This is a genomic window from Paenibacillus sp. PK4536 (assembly GCF_028594455.2).
Classification (GTDB): domain Bacteria; phylum Bacillota; class Bacilli; order Paenibacillales; family Paenibacillaceae; genus Saccharibacillus; species Saccharibacillus nuruki.
This window is the reverse complement of the sequence record NZ_CP126313.1, coordinates 1,573,132-1,590,074: the sequence shown is the minus strand read 5'-3', so window position 1 is coordinate 1,590,074 and position 16,943 is coordinate 1,573,132. Positions and strand designations below refer to the sequence as shown.

At 40.7% G+C, this 16,943-nt stretch carries 8 protein-coding genes; all 8 read right to left on the bottom strand.

Going from position 1 to position 16,943, the window contains the following annotated elements; all coding sequences use genetic code 11:
- Positions 1–35 precede the first annotated feature (35 nt).
- Positions 36–1,076, bottom strand: a complete 1,041-nt coding sequence (locus PO903_RS07245; RefSeq protein ID WP_273593012.1) for a YheC/YheD family protein — start codon at positions 1,074–1,076, stop codon at positions 36–38.
- A gap of 138 nt (positions 1,077–1,214) precedes the next feature.
- On the bottom strand, positions 1,215–4,448 hold the full coding sequence (locus PO903_RS07240) for a GAP1-N2 domain-containing protein (protein ID WP_273593011.1): 3,234 nt from the start codon (positions 4,446–4,448) through the stop codon (positions 1,215–1,217).
- Complete coding sequence (locus PO903_RS07235; protein ID WP_069329621.1) at positions 4,445–5,707, bottom strand: TRAFAC clade GTPase domain-containing protein; 1,263 nt, start codon at positions 5,705–5,707, stop codon at positions 4,445–4,447. Before PO903_RS07235 ends, PO903_RS07240 begins: the two co-directional genes overlap by 4 nt.
- Positions 5,708–5,723: 16 nt before the next feature.
- Entirely contained in the window at positions 5,724–6,386 is a 663-nt protein-coding gene (locus PO903_RS07230) for a beta-mannanase (RefSeq protein WP_273593010.1), read from the bottom strand.
- A 63-nt stretch (positions 6,387–6,449) separates the two neighbouring features.
- Complete coding sequence (locus PO903_RS07225) at positions 6,450–7,727, bottom strand: vWA domain-containing protein (RefSeq protein WP_273593009.1); 1,278 nt, start codon at positions 7,725–7,727, stop codon at positions 6,450–6,452.
- Positions 7,728–8,244: 517 nt separating this feature from the next.
- Entirely contained in the window at positions 8,245–10,668 is a 2,424-nt protein-coding gene (locus PO903_RS07220; protein WP_273593008.1) for a transcription initiation factor TFIID, read from the bottom strand.
- Position 10,669: 1 nt separating this feature from the next.
- Complete coding sequence (locus PO903_RS07215) at positions 10,670–14,059, bottom strand: tubulin-like doman-containing protein (RefSeq protein ID WP_273593007.1); 3,390 nt, start codon at positions 14,057–14,059, stop codon at positions 10,670–10,672.
- A 495-nt stretch (positions 14,060–14,554) separates the two neighbouring features.
- A complete protein-coding gene (locus tag PO903_RS07210; RefSeq protein WP_273593006.1) occupies positions 14,555–16,324 on the bottom strand; it encodes a vWA domain-containing protein in 1,770 nt (589 codons plus the stop codon).
- Between the last annotated feature and the right edge of the window lie 619 nt (positions 16,325–16,943).

Sequence of the window (16,943 nt, the reverse complement as noted above, 5' to 3'; positions counted from 1 at the left end):
AAAGTGCTTAATCCTTACACCACAGATATATAGATTTAGGACGATTGAGATTGGCGTACTAAGTATTGGCAATAAGCAATAGCAGGTTGAGCCAGCTCGATATTATGGAATGACGTATCAGGAATCCCTAATCCTGCTTCAAATAATCGGATATTATTTTGCGGATCAATCCCTAGGTCTAATCCGATTTCATGAAATCCTGTTCCCCATTGTTGCTCAAGATATTGAGAAATTTCAATCGCATAGGCTCGAATTTTACGATCCATGGGTCCATCTGGTTGTTCGCCAAATTGATGAGTAAGAAAACGAGTCCATGTAGTCGTAACACGGAATGTACTTTCACTATTGGTCACTTTGATCATAGGATTAAGCGACAAGGAAACCGAACAGAAAGCGACCATCCACTCCCCCTGACCATCTTTGGATACATGCACACGAATAAAAAAAGGGAAATCCTGTATAGTAGTACTTTTAATTAATTTCTGTGCGCAGTATTTGCGTTCAATCAATAAAGTCACTACTTCGACCATTTGCTCCTGATTCATCGTATGCAAATACGTCTGATCGAACACTTCATATCCATCTTCTTTCAATTCTACAGTAAACATATTTTGCGCAGAAGCACCACCATCTGCTTTGAAAATCACTTTTTGATGTTTATGAACAAAATCGATCACTTTATCTGGTTCTCTCATGGTCATAAAAGGAATTAATGATTTTTTCAAACTCACATCACGACGAAGTACATTATAGACTTTGGTTTTGACGATAGAGCGTCCTTTGAGCGTATGAGTCAGCGGAATACCCGATAATTTTTCATAAATAGTACCGAATTGGTCTGACCCTTTACGCCGCATCCGATCGTAGATCACATCGGGATAAGGAAACGTGTGACTGATCCATTGGGTACCATCCCATGCTTGTCCGTCTATTGTGCGTGTTTGTTCATTTACTCCTGAAGGATAAAAGTAGAAAAAATCAACATTTTGGCTATGAGCTATCAATGCACAAGCTAGAGGTAAATCTAATCGTATTTTCCAGCCAATCATCATTCCGATTGCTAGTCTTTTTTCCATCGTTATCCCCTTTAGGCTCGATATCTATTGAAGTGATTGTATCGTACTGTATATAGTAAAAGCTCGCTTTCTTAGAAACAGAAAAGCGAGCTTTTACATATCAAATGGTCTATCGAGTCGTTCTTATTTTACTACCTATTAAGGTGTATCTGTTGTTGCGGAATCATCCATGATAGATGTGATAACATACTCGGTACTATCAATTTTGATTTTGTTGATATTATGGCTATCTGTTTTGGCAGGCAAATCAATCGTTACGGTATAGGGATTACTTTCAGATAGTTGTGCTTGAGATACAGGTTCGGCTTCTTCTGTTGGTGTGGTACTTGATGTCGAAGAATCTGTTGTTCCTGTTTCTGTTGTTGCATCAGTATCTGTACTTTCCGTTGGATCGGTTGTATCTGAACCTGATGTGGATTCAGATGTTTTTGCATCATTATTTGTATTATTAGTCGTTGTAGATACCATCGTTACAGTAGAGCTATCATTACCACCAACTGTACTTGCTGTATCGTCATCACTCGTTGCTGTAGAATCGTTAGTCGATGGTTCTGACGAGGTATCACTACCACTACTTGTTGGTGCTTTACAGATCGACTTCGCATTTAACTGAGTATAGTCTACTTTTTGCCCATTCCCCATCATTAAAGTAGCTTTGGTAGGCGCAAAAGCTTCGCAAGTCGCCAGATCAGCAAAATGGAAAGCTAATCCTGTCACATTGCTGTCTGTACTTGTTGTTGACGTTGTACTTGTAGAAGCATTTGGAGTCTGTAAGGTAACTACTACTTTAGGCAGTTGAACCGTTTCTGTTGGTGGTTCTATTACTTCTGGGGTTGGTTCTACTACAGGTGTCGTCTGATCCACTGTAATCACGCCAAACACTTTCAGTCCATAAAACGATAGTCCACCGATCGCTACTAGTAATACCACTGCTAGCAGCGCTAATAAGGGCATACGTTTCCGATTACGTTTAAACCATTTGGAAAGTGGTGTCGCTAGTTCATCTCTCGCTTTAACATATACTGACCGTAAAGCAGGTCCTTCATTTGCAAAATCAGCTTTGGCTTGAGCAGCAAGTGTTCCTTTACGGAATGCTTCTGGATCATGTCGACGAAAATAAGCCAAAATAGCTGTCTCATACGCAGGTACAAATTGGGGATGCTTTGACTGACGACTGGACGTTTTTTTGTTCGTGTCTGTTGTCTTCGCTCTATCTTTGGTCAATCTGTTATCAGACGTAGATGGTTGCGAATGATGAGGATCTGGTCGCATAAATTCTACTCTTCCTTCAGACCAATGGAAAAATGGATAAATTTGTTCAGGACTAGAGGCATGCTGACGAACAGCTTCGACCATTGCAGAATAATCCAAATCATTGGGTTCAGCACTATAGCTAAACGCCGCTGCCAATCGACCAAATTGACCTTTTCGAATATCTTCAGCTAACCACAACCGACCTAACTGTTGAACCTGATCTTTTTCATTCGGTTGCAATTGATGTAGTAAATTCATTAACTCTGCGGATAATTCTTTTTCGGTAAACCAGATATATAGCAGTTGTAAAGCTAACTTTTTCGCATTCAAACGACGTTCCGCACGTTCAGGATATTCATCACTTGGTAAAGGAAGCGATAAGAAGTCTGCGGTTAATAACTTTTCACGTGTCAACGAAGACCATTCCAAGTCATTCAATAACAATCGTTCAGCAGAAGCTCGCATATCATCACCTAGACCTGATTGTATCCAAGCCTCCGGTTGAATCGTTTGTCCGTTTAACGAACCTGTATCTACTTCGTCTAATAATGTAAATACTGTTCCTGTCGCAATCATCAAGTCTGCACTATGACGTAATGCTTCCATAAAGGACTGACCTGCACGATTACAATAATCGTCCATCTCTAATAACTGTGGATAGGTTGTGCCCCATTCGACAGCCAGATGAATTACTTCTTCAACCGTTTGTGCTTGATGGAATTTGCGCTCTATTAAAGGGTTCAATAACATCACAGCCAGTGTCGGCTGACTTCCTGCCATATGGATAAAAGCCTCATTCAAAGCAGGGTGTTTCTCCATCATCATATACAAAGCCTGACTTGCTGCGGTCTGTCCTGCTGCTACCGCATTACGAGTCGCCCAGATAAAATACTCTACGATTTTGCGTCCGGTATGTACTTCATCAATACCGTAATATTCGGCAAAACATTCGGCAATCGCAATATCAGGTACAGCGCCTGTTCGCACTTCATCAAATTCACGATCAAAACGAGATAAAAATAAATCATTTACACGTATCGCTGAATCTAATGCACCTGCTGGACGTAGATGTTTGAGCAAAGACTGCAAGATGGAAGCAGGGTGTTCACTGTACAATTGCTCGTCTCCCGCTTCGACACGAAATAGCGTGGTCCACTCATCATATTGAGCAGGATCAGGCAATTCTTCTGTAGAAGCATCCCGTCCAGCTTGTCCGCTATCCGCAAATTCTTGCAATGCACGCAACTGATCCGGTTGTGCTAAATGTTCCCAGACCCATTCGGTATACACTTGACCTGCTTTTTCCGGTTGAGCAGGATGAATACGACCTGTACTCCAATCAAAATGGTAATCACGCTCAATATTGCGATCACCTGCACGAATCGATCCACTTTCGACAAACATCAGTTGCATCCCTTTACGACTTTCCGGCTCTTTGGCATACGTAGTAAATCCTAGTCGACGACGGAAAGCATATGGAAGTGCTTCGGTAATCACTGCTGTTAATTGCTTCGCATAGATCGATAATTCACTGATCGGTACATTGAGCGAAATATACACTTTACGCCGCTTGTGAATTGCAGACATCACTGCTCCGATCAATTGACGAAAAGCAGCACCATCTATTTCCAATTGCTCTAACAATGCTATCCGATTGAATGCAGCAGAAGTCGAAGGGATATCTTGTAATTGTGGTAAGTCCTGTCCTTGATCAACATTATATTGTTCCTGAAAATCGGCTTGTAACCATGTATGATATTGATGTACCCATTCTTCAGCACGTACTGCTGGAATCACATAATTGTGCGAAAAGAATGTGCTTCTTAATCCTGTAAAATCGGCATTTACATAATGACTATTTCCCAGTACCATATCGCCTGTTTCCAGTCGTACCAGTTGTAGGGCAGACGGGAATAATGCATCTTCTTTTTCACCTTTAGCTAACAATTCTGCTGGCGCATCGTATACACATAATGGATGAATATACTTTTTAATAAAAGAGTTATCCAACCCAGAAGATTTGGCGACCGTATCATAACCTTCAGTAGAGCGGAAAATACCACTTTTCTCGCGTGTATACATCTGTTGATCGATCAGGGCATTCGAGAATAAAGTCAAGCTTTCCCTCTCCCCTCGATATAATTCAGTTTGTACAATAGCCAGATAAATGGCTCATCCACACGAATAGGGCTAACTACACTTTGTAGCTTCTGATCAATCGGATTACTTCCTAATGCAGAGACTGCAAAATAAGCAGTATCTTTGAAATACACATCCATCGTTCCTTTAAATGGACGATCCACACGTTCGATAAATCGGCGGATTTCACCATCTATATTTTCAAATTCGTTCAAATCAAAATAATCACGATGAATAACATTATGGAACACATTACTATTGGATTTGATATACTCGCCTTCATCTCCACGTAATGATTCCAACATATCGCTTTTCGTGAGTACCACAGCTGTTGGGATATCGGTTTTGCTATCTTCTTGATGAGCAATAAAGTCGCTAAATAAGGTTAAGACCACATCACGAGGTTCATCATAACGGGACACCCATTCGCCTTTATCATCACCCAGCTTAATCCGAATACGGTCACGGATCGAGCGAATCTGTAGCGGATCAACCATAAATAAAATACCCGCAGAATTTTTAATATGTTGACCGTGTAGACCTAGATAATCTTGATCGACCATACCTTCACCAGCCACATCAAAAAACACCAGTGTTAAAGGTGGCTTCGATTCATCTTTGAATACGAATTGGAAAATAAACGGTTCTTGCATTCGTTCTTTTTGCGTGGAACCGAGTAGATCGCCACGTTCAAATAAAGGTTCTTCATAATTGATACGGAACTTGCGACTAATTTCTGTCGTCAGTGGCATACAAGCGGCATCAAAGTTCTCTGCTGTTGTATTTTGCAAGGTATGGATCAGCGCTGTCATATAGACCGATTTCCCTACTTGCGAAGCTCCAACGATAGAAATAATATTACTCGGTACTTTGCCTGAAGTAACAGGTAATTCATTATGACAATGAGGACACAGACGACGACGTGTAACTTCACCATAACGATCATTTAGCCCAACCAATACATGATCCGAATAAATACGTTGCTCTTCAGGGACATCCGTCGGAAGCAATACAGCTTCCATATCATGCACAGTATCAAGTCCAAAGCGAGAGCGGTACTTGTTTAACTTCGCATCTTCACCGAGTCCATAATCTTCATCATCTTCACGGTGATGCGAAGCACGAAACTCTACATCTTCCGGTGAAAATTTGTTAAAACAAAACGGGCATACGATATCATAAAATAACGGTCTAGGTGCGGCTTCCGGTTTCTTTTTGAACCAATCGAAGATATTCATATCAACTATCTTCCCCCTACTCCAAAATCAATTCGTACATCTGTCCATATGTACGTCCATCCGTAAAAAAGAGTCTTACATATTCATTTTTGCCTACTTCAATCGCTGGCAATTCGTTACGTCCTGCTTGAAAAGGAGCTGCAAAAGGATAAATAATGCCATCATCTTTGTTTGTAGCATAGCCGCCTTCTTTTTTCACATAACATAATACTTCTTTGGGAATAGGAACTTCTGCATGAACTTCGATCCGAACTGTTTTACGTTTACCAAACCATGTTCCTTGTTGTTTGATCGAATAGTAAATTTTAGCTTTCCCTGCACTGAGTTCTATCGTATTTTGACCATCGGGTTGACGCACCAGTACCGTTTCTCCTTGTTCTTCATACGTGAGATAGACGGTATACGTCATTCTGCCAAAATGATCGACTCGTTCTGTATAAGAGCCATTATTCGCTTTATATTCTTCTTTAGTGTATAGACGCAGACTGGCAGGAGCAGAATCTGGCTGATCCGACTGACTATATCCTTCTTCGCCAACTGCGGACATCTGCGTTACTTTTTCGATATAGACAGCTTCAGCATCACGTGGCCATAACCATCGCAATGTACATAATCCATCTTGCGCTTGTCCGGTCAATCCATGAATCCCTTGATTGGTTTTCAGTTCGGTATACAGCATGTAAAGATCCCCTTTCCTGGTCTGCATCTATCTATAGCTTGGATTATATTTTAAAAGTTAGAATTAACGTTGGAATGTACCACTACTTGTTCCCCGGCGGCGGCGTGGGCCTTCAGAAGGTGTAGGTGGCGTTGGTGTAGAACTGCGTTTGATCATTCGTTTGCTATTTTCACCAATAGGTACCACCAGTGTAAATATAGCGATAATAAACGCTAGAATCATCACTGCTAAAAAGCGTACGACTCCATCCGTCCAATCCGTTTTACCGATACCCCATTCCAGTAACCATCCTGCCAGCAGACCAGCGACTCCACCACCAATTCCAAAGCTACGTGCCAGAAAACGGTTATCAAACATTAATCCCATACCGACACCCATTAATGCTCCCAACAACATAACAAGGATCACGTGTAGAATAACATAGTAGAGATTGCTGTAAAACGGTTCACTACGTTCTGTGACCAGTGTACGTTTATCTAATGTATCGTAGATTTGTTGGAACGTCTGTGGTAATTGAGAAGCATCAGATACATTATAATAGTTACCGCCTGTCTGACTAGCAATATCTGTCAGTAGATTTGTTCCACCTGCATCTGTCAAATTCAATCCTACTGTATTAATCGAGATTCCTTTAGCTTGATAAGGAGCCAGTGCTGAAGAATCCAATGCACTATATCCATCAGACAACATGATTACCACAGTACCACGAGTATCATCATTTTGAGCTGTAATTTGTTGCATCGCTGTTTCTAAAGCACCTGTAAAATTAGTGCCTCCTGTAGTTGTTGCCATTGCATCCATTGTAGTCGTAATCTGCTGTTTGGATGCATCATTAATTTCGGTCAATGGCAAAACCACATTGGCTTGATCACTGAATCCGATAATACCTACACGTTTATCATCATCCATTGAATTGACCATATTTTTAACCGCTTGAAAACGTTGATTTTGCGCATCTGTTTCTAGCATACTACCAGAGTTATCAATTACCACGACAACATCACGAATCGACTTTACTCCATTAAATCCGATCTGGTAAATCGCTTCGCCTCCAAGACCTCCAAGAAACATAAGAACCAATGTAGCAGGTACAAATAGTTTCCAAGAAAGCCCTGCATAACGTTGACGCCATGAAGCCCCACTTAATTTCGGTGAAATCGTTTCGGCTAACAAACAGAACCCACCAATAAACAAACTAATTATTCCGAAATATAATCCAATTAGAATCACACGCGGCATCCGATCAAAATAAGAATGGATCAACCATTCCCCCAAAATAAAGCCAATCGCGCCTCCAATCAGACTGAATAATAGCATAAGCCAATTCACTTTGCGTTGCATATGTGGCATCTCCCCTTTCATTGGAGTAGGTAAAATTTCGTTTATAGACTTTGAATAGTTGGAGTTTCTGAATTAAACTTCAACCTTAAATAAAGTGCGGTGGTGATATAAAAAAGCTATGTAGGGAGTGGATGTAAGTTTGACCACTTCGAGGAAAAGATGATCCTTTTCCTCTTCGTTACGTGGTAAGTGGCTACATAGTTTAAAAAAATTAAAAAGCTTAGAAACCCCTTATTTTTTACTCATCACATGGTGTCTTAAATAAAACGAGAAACCAACTTTCAAGTAACTTGTTCTTTTCTTTCTTCTTACCCCACCCTGCCAGGCAAATGCTACTGTATTGAATTTTTAGCATGTACTCCCCGCTCTGAGCGGAGGAAAAAGAATCACTCTGAAAGAGCGAAGCGATCGTATTTCCAAATCGATACCGACCGCAAAGCGGTTATTCAAGGTATCGATTTGGAACAGCGACGACAAGAGTGATTCTTTTCCTAAAGCGGTCAAACCAACGTACAAGCTATACATGAAAATCATACCCATTTGCAATATACGTATCATAATATGTTTTACCATTACGATAGTAGATCAAGTCTTCAATTGTAAATCCACCCATCAGATTCAGCTTTTCTACACCACTGGTGCGATCTTCATGGACAAATCCTGTTTTGTAAATACGAGTCGTATTATCGACACCTGCGGCATACCGTACAAATTCACCATTTGCATTACCAAACATATATTTTTCTTCATAACGATGTTTGTGGGTGTAATCCAACAGACGAATATGAATAACAGCTCGGTCTTCAAGCGTACGATACAACTCTTTGAACAAATCTTCTTGCGATAACGCTTGTTTATTCTCGTATGCGATCGTAACATTAGCACGATTCAATAATTCCTGTTCAAAGGTCTGTGTAAATGCTCGGGATGCTAATAATTCTTTACGGCACACGTCCATCAGACGTTCCAATAGAGTAGAAGCTCCTTGCTGTAACCATAACGTTACGTCGCCTACACTTCGCTCTTCGAAAAAGGCACCATCTCCACGTTTTTCTTCAATTTCGTCCATAACTTCAGCGGTTAGACGACTGTAGTAATCATGGATATTTTGCCCGATATAATCATCTGCTGTACGAATACTATCTGTTGCAGCTACTTGTAAATTAGAACCGAGCGTGTCCATACTTTTCACCTGTTGCATACTGTCACGATGAACCGTAGCCAGATGCTCTTCAAAACGGCGATACAAACGCAATCTAGTTTGCAAACGCAAAATATGCAATTTACGTGGATAAATTGTATCAATCAATGCACGGGTAAGTCCGCGAATATTGTGCTTTTCCATAAAAGGTAATCGCTGGAATGATAAATCGTCTGCACGACTGTTGTACCATTCATCCAGTTCGGCTTGTGCATTTTCTAAGGTGTTCATTAGATCGCGAGTACGTGCATGATAATCCTGCCAGATGCTATGTTCTCCTGATTCATCGGTCCATTCTGCTAACTGATAGAAATGGATATGAGGATGTTGACGAAGCATCTCTGTGATATTCGCTTGCAGTTCACGTCCAGCATCCCATTGTTCGATCTGCTTAATCATTTCTTGCTCATAATTATCACGGAAAAAGCTTTCGCCACCATATTCGAACAGAGCATGTTCTGCTTCACGAAGACTCATTGATTTGAGCTGATTAAAGCTTGTCGCTCGTGTCATAAGACCATTCATATCTTCCAGACGACTGCTATTAGGTACAAAATGATCTATTCGATCATCCATACGCTGTTCATCGAGACCTAATAATTCGAACTTCTCACGGCTACCCACAATCGTTGAATGCTTCATCCGCTTCATGATGCCGTAAAAGAATTGCTCCAATACAGTCAAAGCAATCGCTCGATCAGGTCGTCTAACTCTAGCAAATCCAGCAGACACTAAGCCTTGATTGCCGTCTCCATTACGCACATTATTTTTGAACGCATTATTATTGTAATCTGATCCATAAACAGAAGATTCGCCACCCGTTTCCAGACGCTGACGGTTTTTGAGCAGACTGATCCGACAAATAATATCGTAGCTACTTTCCATTCCACCATTGACCGAGATACCTCGTTCATTACGATCAGATAATACATAAGCCAGTTCGAATAATGGAGAAGGCGAATGTTGTACCATAACGGCCAATTCGTCTTCAGTACGTTGTAACGGCGCAGTCAGTGTATAATCTGCTGATTGTATATGTTCCAATTCTTTTAAAAAAGCAACACCTGCTGAACTGGAATAACCGAACAGTTCTTCTTGATCACCTTCATATATGAGCGCATACATATCCATTTGTACAGACTTGAAAGACTGTCCTAGAATCGAACGAGCTAACAATGATATCTCAGGAACTAGGATATTCATCGGATCATCGACACGTGTAATCACAGAGACATGCAATCGATCAAACGAAGAATACATACGTCCGAACTCAGCTAAACGGCGAGCCGCCTGCCGGAACGTACGATTCAGTTCCAGCAGATGCTTGCCATCTTTTTGAAAATGATGATGCCAATCAGGGCGTTGCGTTTTTTTGTGATGATCATTAACAGTAGGACGGGATAAAAAAGTCGTAATTTTTTGCGCTTCTAACGCATCTGTACTCTGACCTGTACGCATAGAAGCAACATGTCCTTGATCATAACGAGCTTCTTTAGCACGTCTAGCTTGTTGCTCTTCTCCTGTCGGTTCAGGAGCAATTTCGACATACATGACACCAGCACTATTATCCCACTTCTGAGCATTAATCTGCATAACAGGACGTACAGCATCTTGAATCAGATCCCCGATAAACAGGAAAACGGCGGGGTAGTGAATACTGCTCCGCCCATCTCCCTGCCCGGCTGTTTTCTCCTCGTCAGCAGCATATGCATCTGCGAATTGTTTCAGCCGAACGTCCATCTTATTTCAACTTCCGGCGAATATCGCTTAATTTCGTAACCATTTGTTTGTAGAATTGGTAAGCTTCATCACCATTAGCCAATTCAACACGTTCGTATTCTAGACGATCTCTAGCTTCTAGATACGCTTCATACAATTCATCCAATTTGCTAAGAAGTGGTGCGATATCTTCGGATGAAGTCATCTCGTTATCTCGGCGATCGGCTTTGCGCATCAATGTCGCACGGTTTTTCTGATCCAGATTGCGGAAATGTTCAAACACTTCAAATTCCACAAAATTACGGCTCTTCATCAGATTTGCAAAAGCATCCCATGCTTCTTCTTCTGGATCACGATCATATACGTACAATGCACCTTTTTTGGTAATTGTATCGGTATAAAGGGCTTGTAAGAACTGATCAGTCAGTTTTTCTTCACCTTCGTAACGACTTAACATACCTTCTAATTCGGCAATTTTAGCTTGAATACTTTCATACTTCGCCAGTTCTGCACGTACACGTTCGATCATTTTTGGTGAACGAATCAAGTTTTCACGTGCTAGATCTTCGTTAAAGCTACCAAAGATATCTTTCGTCGATTCATGTGGCAATCCTTCTGTCATTAAGCGTCTCAATTCGGCTAGCGCACGCTTAACCTCACCCAGATTCGGACGAGCTGCATCCAGACGCATATCATAACTAGCTAATGCAGCAAGTAGATCGAATGATTGTGTGAAATGAACCGCAAAACGACTGCTGGTGTTTTGATCTGCATCTTTTTCAACAATAATGCCTAGTTGCTTCGCACGAGCATAATCTGCACGCACACGAGCATTGTAACTTTGTACACGAGCATTAGTGTACGTTTCACCCCATGATTGTTCAGGGATCGGTGAAGGCAAGTACGTCCAGTTTTCTTTCTCCGTCTGTACCAAATGTCGGCCAATACCTTCACGGTCAAGAATCGTACGCTCATAGTTCTCTTCATACACTTTCAGTGGTGTATACACGAACAATGGTACACCGTTACGAGTATTCAACCAGAATATACGGTTTTTCACTTTACTTTCTTTAATCGTAAAGTGGGATTTACCCAGTGCATTATTCTGGAAGTTACGAATACCACGCAAAATGCTCGGCGCTTGAACAGGAACAGACACGAATCCCCATGAAGGGAAATGAAGATTACCTGCACTATTGCTCAAATGGAACACCGGTACAGCTTCATCGTCCAATTTACTAGCAATGGTACGTTCTACAAATTTCTCGATCGGCTCATCTTGACCGTACTTCATCACTAAGAAATCTTCCATCGAACGTGTGATCAGATCACCGAATTTGTCGCTTAAGAAATCAGAGATCGAACGTACAATATCAACTTCTTGCTCTTTCACCCATTGATCGGAATGCTCTAGCAATTGTGCAGAGAAATCACGAATCAGATCATCGCCATCTTTGCTATCCATAATATCGCTCACTGCTTTAGAAATATCCGGTACGCTGACTAGATTCCAATAGTACGTTTTGTTACCACGATGATCTTCTTGCTCATTCGCATTGGTCAACAACTCACCATTTTTCTCGAAAATAGAGCTTAATGCATTAAGTACTTCGGTAAATACACCATAAATACGATTATTTTCACGATTCAACATTTCATACAAATCTTCATAAAATTCGATCATTTGTTGAGTACGTTCTACATCAGCACGCAACCAGTATTCATCAATTTTAGCTTCAATATATACATTTTTCTTTTTGTCTTTGGATACAAAAGCACTTTTCGCATCGCCTAGACGTTCATTGGCATAATCAGCCGCTGATTCGATATCACGTGGAATACGAGTCTGACTTTCACGCAAGGTTTCGATATACGAAAGTAGCATTTTCAGTAATGAGAATCCTTTTTCTGAGTACAACAGACGTGATACATAGAAAGGACCTTGTTCTGGATGCAAGAACATACGGCGAATCTGATCCGAAAATTGTCCGACAATCTCGCCTGGCAATTGTTGCTTCGCTTTGATGTATTCTTCACGAGCACGAATCAAGAATGTTTGCTCAAGTTCCGTATCCATATTCACAGCTTGCATTTTGACTACATTGTTGAAGCTGAGACGTTCACTATTTTCAAATCCAGGCAATGGTTCTGGAACACGAGATTCGAATGTTTTGGTCATTGTCTCGACATCTACACCTAGTTTGCGAGCGAAGTTCTCTACCGCTTCTTGATCTGGCGCTTGATCGAACATTTTGTCCATTTTCTGGAACAGACGATACGCAAGATAGGTTGTCATTTCTTCGATCGGCAAGACCGCAGAAGATGCACCGATAATGTTGTATTCATAGTTCGCAGGATACGCACGGTTCATCTGTGCAATATTGGTACGAATATTACTGATATAATCATGGATCGCAAACTCTTCACCAGATGCTTTTTCTTCACTCGCCATAAAGTTGGTAATATTCTCAGCAGTTACATTCATACAATAATCGTATGCATTTTCAAGCAATTTACCTTCAGTATTCGTCGCTGAGATCAAATGACATAGATTAAATGGAGCCAGTGGCGAATTGACATTCAGTATACTGCCGTATTGCTGTTTAAAACGTTCCCCACGACTGTCTACATTCATCCAGTAATCGAGCTCTTTCAGAGCAGCATATCCATTTTTGCGAATATATTCGCGTGTATGCTCGCTTAAGCTTTTATTGGATAAGTTGACGTCTGGTGTAAATAAATAACCTAGCATATTCAGACGGTCTACTCCTGCTGCGCCATAATCACGTTCTACAATACCACGCACAATGTACGAAATATCTAAGAAACAACCACTACCTGTACCGCCCGATAGCCCTGTCAGTAGAAAGACCATTAATTTTTTGTTTGTACCGACAGATAACGTTTTGATTTTTTTATCGATACTTTGTACGACTTGATTAATCTTTGTAAATAACAGCAATCGTCCTGCTTGGCGTACACCAGCCGCGCCATTCATACCATCAGTAATCCCTAGTTCTGGAGATAACCATTCCGTGATATACGGTTCTAATAGGCTACGGTTTTGAAGTAATCCACCAATCTCTGCATTAGATAACAATACAAACTCATTGATTGGATCAAGTCCGATACCTTTATATTTTTTATTGCGATCTTGTTCGTTCGTTTCAAAAGCAAGAAATTCGACATTATCCGGTTTGTCTTGCTTTTTCTTAGTCATTGGATCTTCTGGAAGCTTAAAGCGTCGGTTGATCTGGTATTTCAGACGCAATAGTGCATCAATACCAGTACCCCCAAGTCCAATAATCAAAATCGGGTTGTCGATCGTGTCGACGCGTATTTTATCACTGACAATACCACCGCCAAGTGATACGTCCAGTTGTTGAATGTGTTCTCTAACGATTGGTTTCATGAATGATCCCCCTTGGGCGAATTAAATTTTCTTTGTTTTGTTGGTTGGTGAGGTGGAGGTGAGGACAAGCGCTATGGGGTGGATCATTCTTGCCGTCGCTGGTAAGATCGGATATCTTGATTTGACCACAGAGTGGTCGATATCCGAGTCTTAAAGGCGACTTTCAGAATGATTCCATCCCCTTCGCTTGTGCATCCTTCCACTTTGGAGCGCTTGAGTAGGAAGAAGAAAGATTGAAGCGCTTGGATTTGCAATCCGGTGCTGGGTTGTCGTTTAAACATTCTCTAAAAATTTGAAGTGTTGTGAGAATAAGAAGATGAATAGATTATTTAAAGATATATGTCATGAAATACATACTTTAAAGTACGGGTTTTGGTTTCAATAATCTATTGTACTTAATGATTATGAGATTTTGGAAAGAAGAACTAGATGACGAATAAGCAATTATATAATTTTTTAGTATACATCAGTCATATGAATAGTTTGTGTACACTATTATGTTAGATATTCAAGCAAAATGGTTTTATCGACCTGACGTAATCCAATCGTGATGCGGTCACCGCTTTTGAGTTCAAAGCCTTTAGAAGCATCGATCGCACGAGCAGATTTTTCAATCACATTATCGGCGTTGTTCCGAATCATAATGCGGTCGTTACTGCTTGGTGTGAATACGATATTTTCCGTTTCTTTAAGTTCAGGTGCAAGTTGGACTAATTGGTGCAGGTTGAACTTGCCACGGAATGTAGTCAGTTTTTTGTATTGTGGGTATGAGCGTTCGCCGGTATTTTCATCACGAATCTCGATAACCATTTGTCCGACAAATCCACGATTTCTTTTTTTCAAGAAACTCAGTAAGAACCACAAGCCTGCAAGTACCAATAATGCTACGACTGCAATAATGATCCATGTCATCAAACCTAAGCCTGCTTGTTCACCACTACCTGATACTCCACCTTTAGCATCAATCGTTACAGGCGCTGTTTCACGGTAAAAGCTTTGTTCTTCTGCACGAGCAACCAGTTGATAGACATGGTTGTCTGGTACTTCAAAGGTACCTTTAAATTCACTACCATCTGTGGTTAAAGGAACTTGACTGGTGGTTCCTGTATCCACATCCGTCACATTGAGTACAGCTTTCATACTACTGGCTTGCGAATTATCTGTTAATTTCTGACCACCGCTTGTTAAATAAGAAACGATATCGATCTTATCGCCTTTACTGTACGCTTTGGTCGGAATAGGATCTAGTGCTAATTCCAGGTTATAATTGAACACCAGATTAATATCAATCTTATCTTGATCGACACCCTTAACCTGTAATGTCCAATCTCCTTGCTCTGGAGATAGTAATTTGACTAGCGAATAACTTTTGGAAGTAGACATGCTTACTTTATCCGATGGCACAGATACGGCGTTTCCAGATGGATCGACTAATTTCACTTCAACCGCTTCTGAAGACATAATCGAGATATTCGCTTCTTTTACGTTGGCATTTGGAATATGAATTTTCACATCTTGAAATTGTCCATTCCCTGTAATTGAATCGACAGGTACGACATTCACTTCTTGATGAGCTGCAAAAATTTCACTTAAAATCTCTGGCAATTCTTCTGCTGAAGTTGTTACAAAAGATTTACCACCTGTATCATCAGCAATTTTTTTCAAAGCTTCTTGATTCAGCTTACCGTCTGCATTTAGACCAATTGTATAGACTGGATAGCCATCTTTCTTCGCTTGTTCTACCGCTGTATTCAGATCCGTATCGGCTTGGCTATTGCTACGCCCGGAATTACTATTCAACTGATTGTTACCATCCGCGAACAATACAATCATCGGTTCATGCCCTTGTTGAGAATTATCCTGTAAAATAGTAACGGCTTCTTTCATCCCTACCGAGATATCGGTATATGCTCCTCGGGTAAGTCCATCTATAAACGATTTCATTTCTGTTTTATCATCAGCAGACTGAATAGCAGTCAATGCTTTCTCGCGTTCAATGCGGTCTGTATACGATACTATTCCTACGCGATCGCCTTGCGATGGTAGCATATCTATAAATAGTTTCATCGCCTCACTACCAAGCTGTTGTGGATCACTGGATTTCATTGAATTACTTGCATCCAGTACCAATACGGCATCAACAGATGTAGTCGAATTATTGGGGCTCGTTGTCGCTGAAGCAGCGAACATCGTGCTAGGCAGCTGTGTCAGGCACAGAACCAAAGCCAGCAGGATATACATAAAACTTGTATTTCTTCGGGACATAAGTCTACTCCTTCACTGGATAGATAGATGGCTCTACGATACACCATCTTACGACATTTTCATTAAGCGCTGGTTAATTTCACCTTAACATGCCTTAAAAATCATAAAGTGAAAAATTTGATACTATTCTAATTACAATATCCATTTTACTCCATTTTGGATAATAAATCACAAACCCATATGAGCTTTTGATCATAACAAGCCGGATACCATTATAACGCATATTCCCAAATATTTTCCCCACCTTAAGACGGGGGAAGCCACTGGACTATAGGCTAAAAGTTGAATATTGCTCACCATTTTCGCTATTCTGTAATAGATTATGCGCTAAAATATAGGTATAGTGAGGTTGTTGAACATTTTATAATTCAACGAGCAATCACGATCCTCCCTTAGATTAAAGTTAAACTCGATAAATCTGATTAAGAAAGGAATGTCATATGTTTGCATACGTATGTCTCGCGGTTTTGTTTCTTTTTGTTATCATAAGATTGTCTATGTACGCATTTAAACGCAAACGTGTCCCGACAGAAGACGAATTAGAAAAGCAATTACTATCTACTATTAACCAAAGAAGCTAACGGATGCGCAGATTTGCCCAATTCCTTGTTATCTGACT

Excerpts from the sequence above, each read along its gene's own strand:
- PO903_RS07245 (WP_273593012.1), bottom strand. The coding sequence starts at position 1,076 with ATGGAAAAAAGACTAGCAATCGGAATGATGATTGGCTGGAAAATACGA.
- PO903_RS07230 (WP_273593010.1), bottom strand. The coding sequence starts at position 6,386 with ATGCTGTATACCGAACTGAAAACCAATCAAGGGATTCATGGATTGACC.
- PO903_RS07220 (WP_273593008.1), bottom strand. The coding sequence starts at position 10,668 with ATGGACGTTCGGCTGAAACAATTCGCAGATGCATATGCTGCTGACGAG.
- PO903_RS07235 (WP_069329621.1), bottom strand. The coding sequence starts at position 5,707 with ATGAATATCTTCGATTGGTTCAAAAAGAAACCGGAAGCCGCACCTAGA.
- PO903_RS07215 (WP_273593007.1), bottom strand. The coding sequence starts at position 14,059 with ATGAAACCAATCGTTAGAGAACACATTCAACAACTGGACGTATCACTT.
- PO903_RS07210 (WP_273593006.1), bottom strand. The coding sequence starts at position 16,324 with ATGTCCCGAAGAAATACAAGTTTTATGTATATCCTGCTGGCTTTGGTT.
- PO903_RS07225 (WP_273593009.1), bottom strand. The coding sequence starts at position 7,727 with ATGCAACGCAAAGTGAATTGGCTTATGCTATTATTCAGTCTGATTGGA.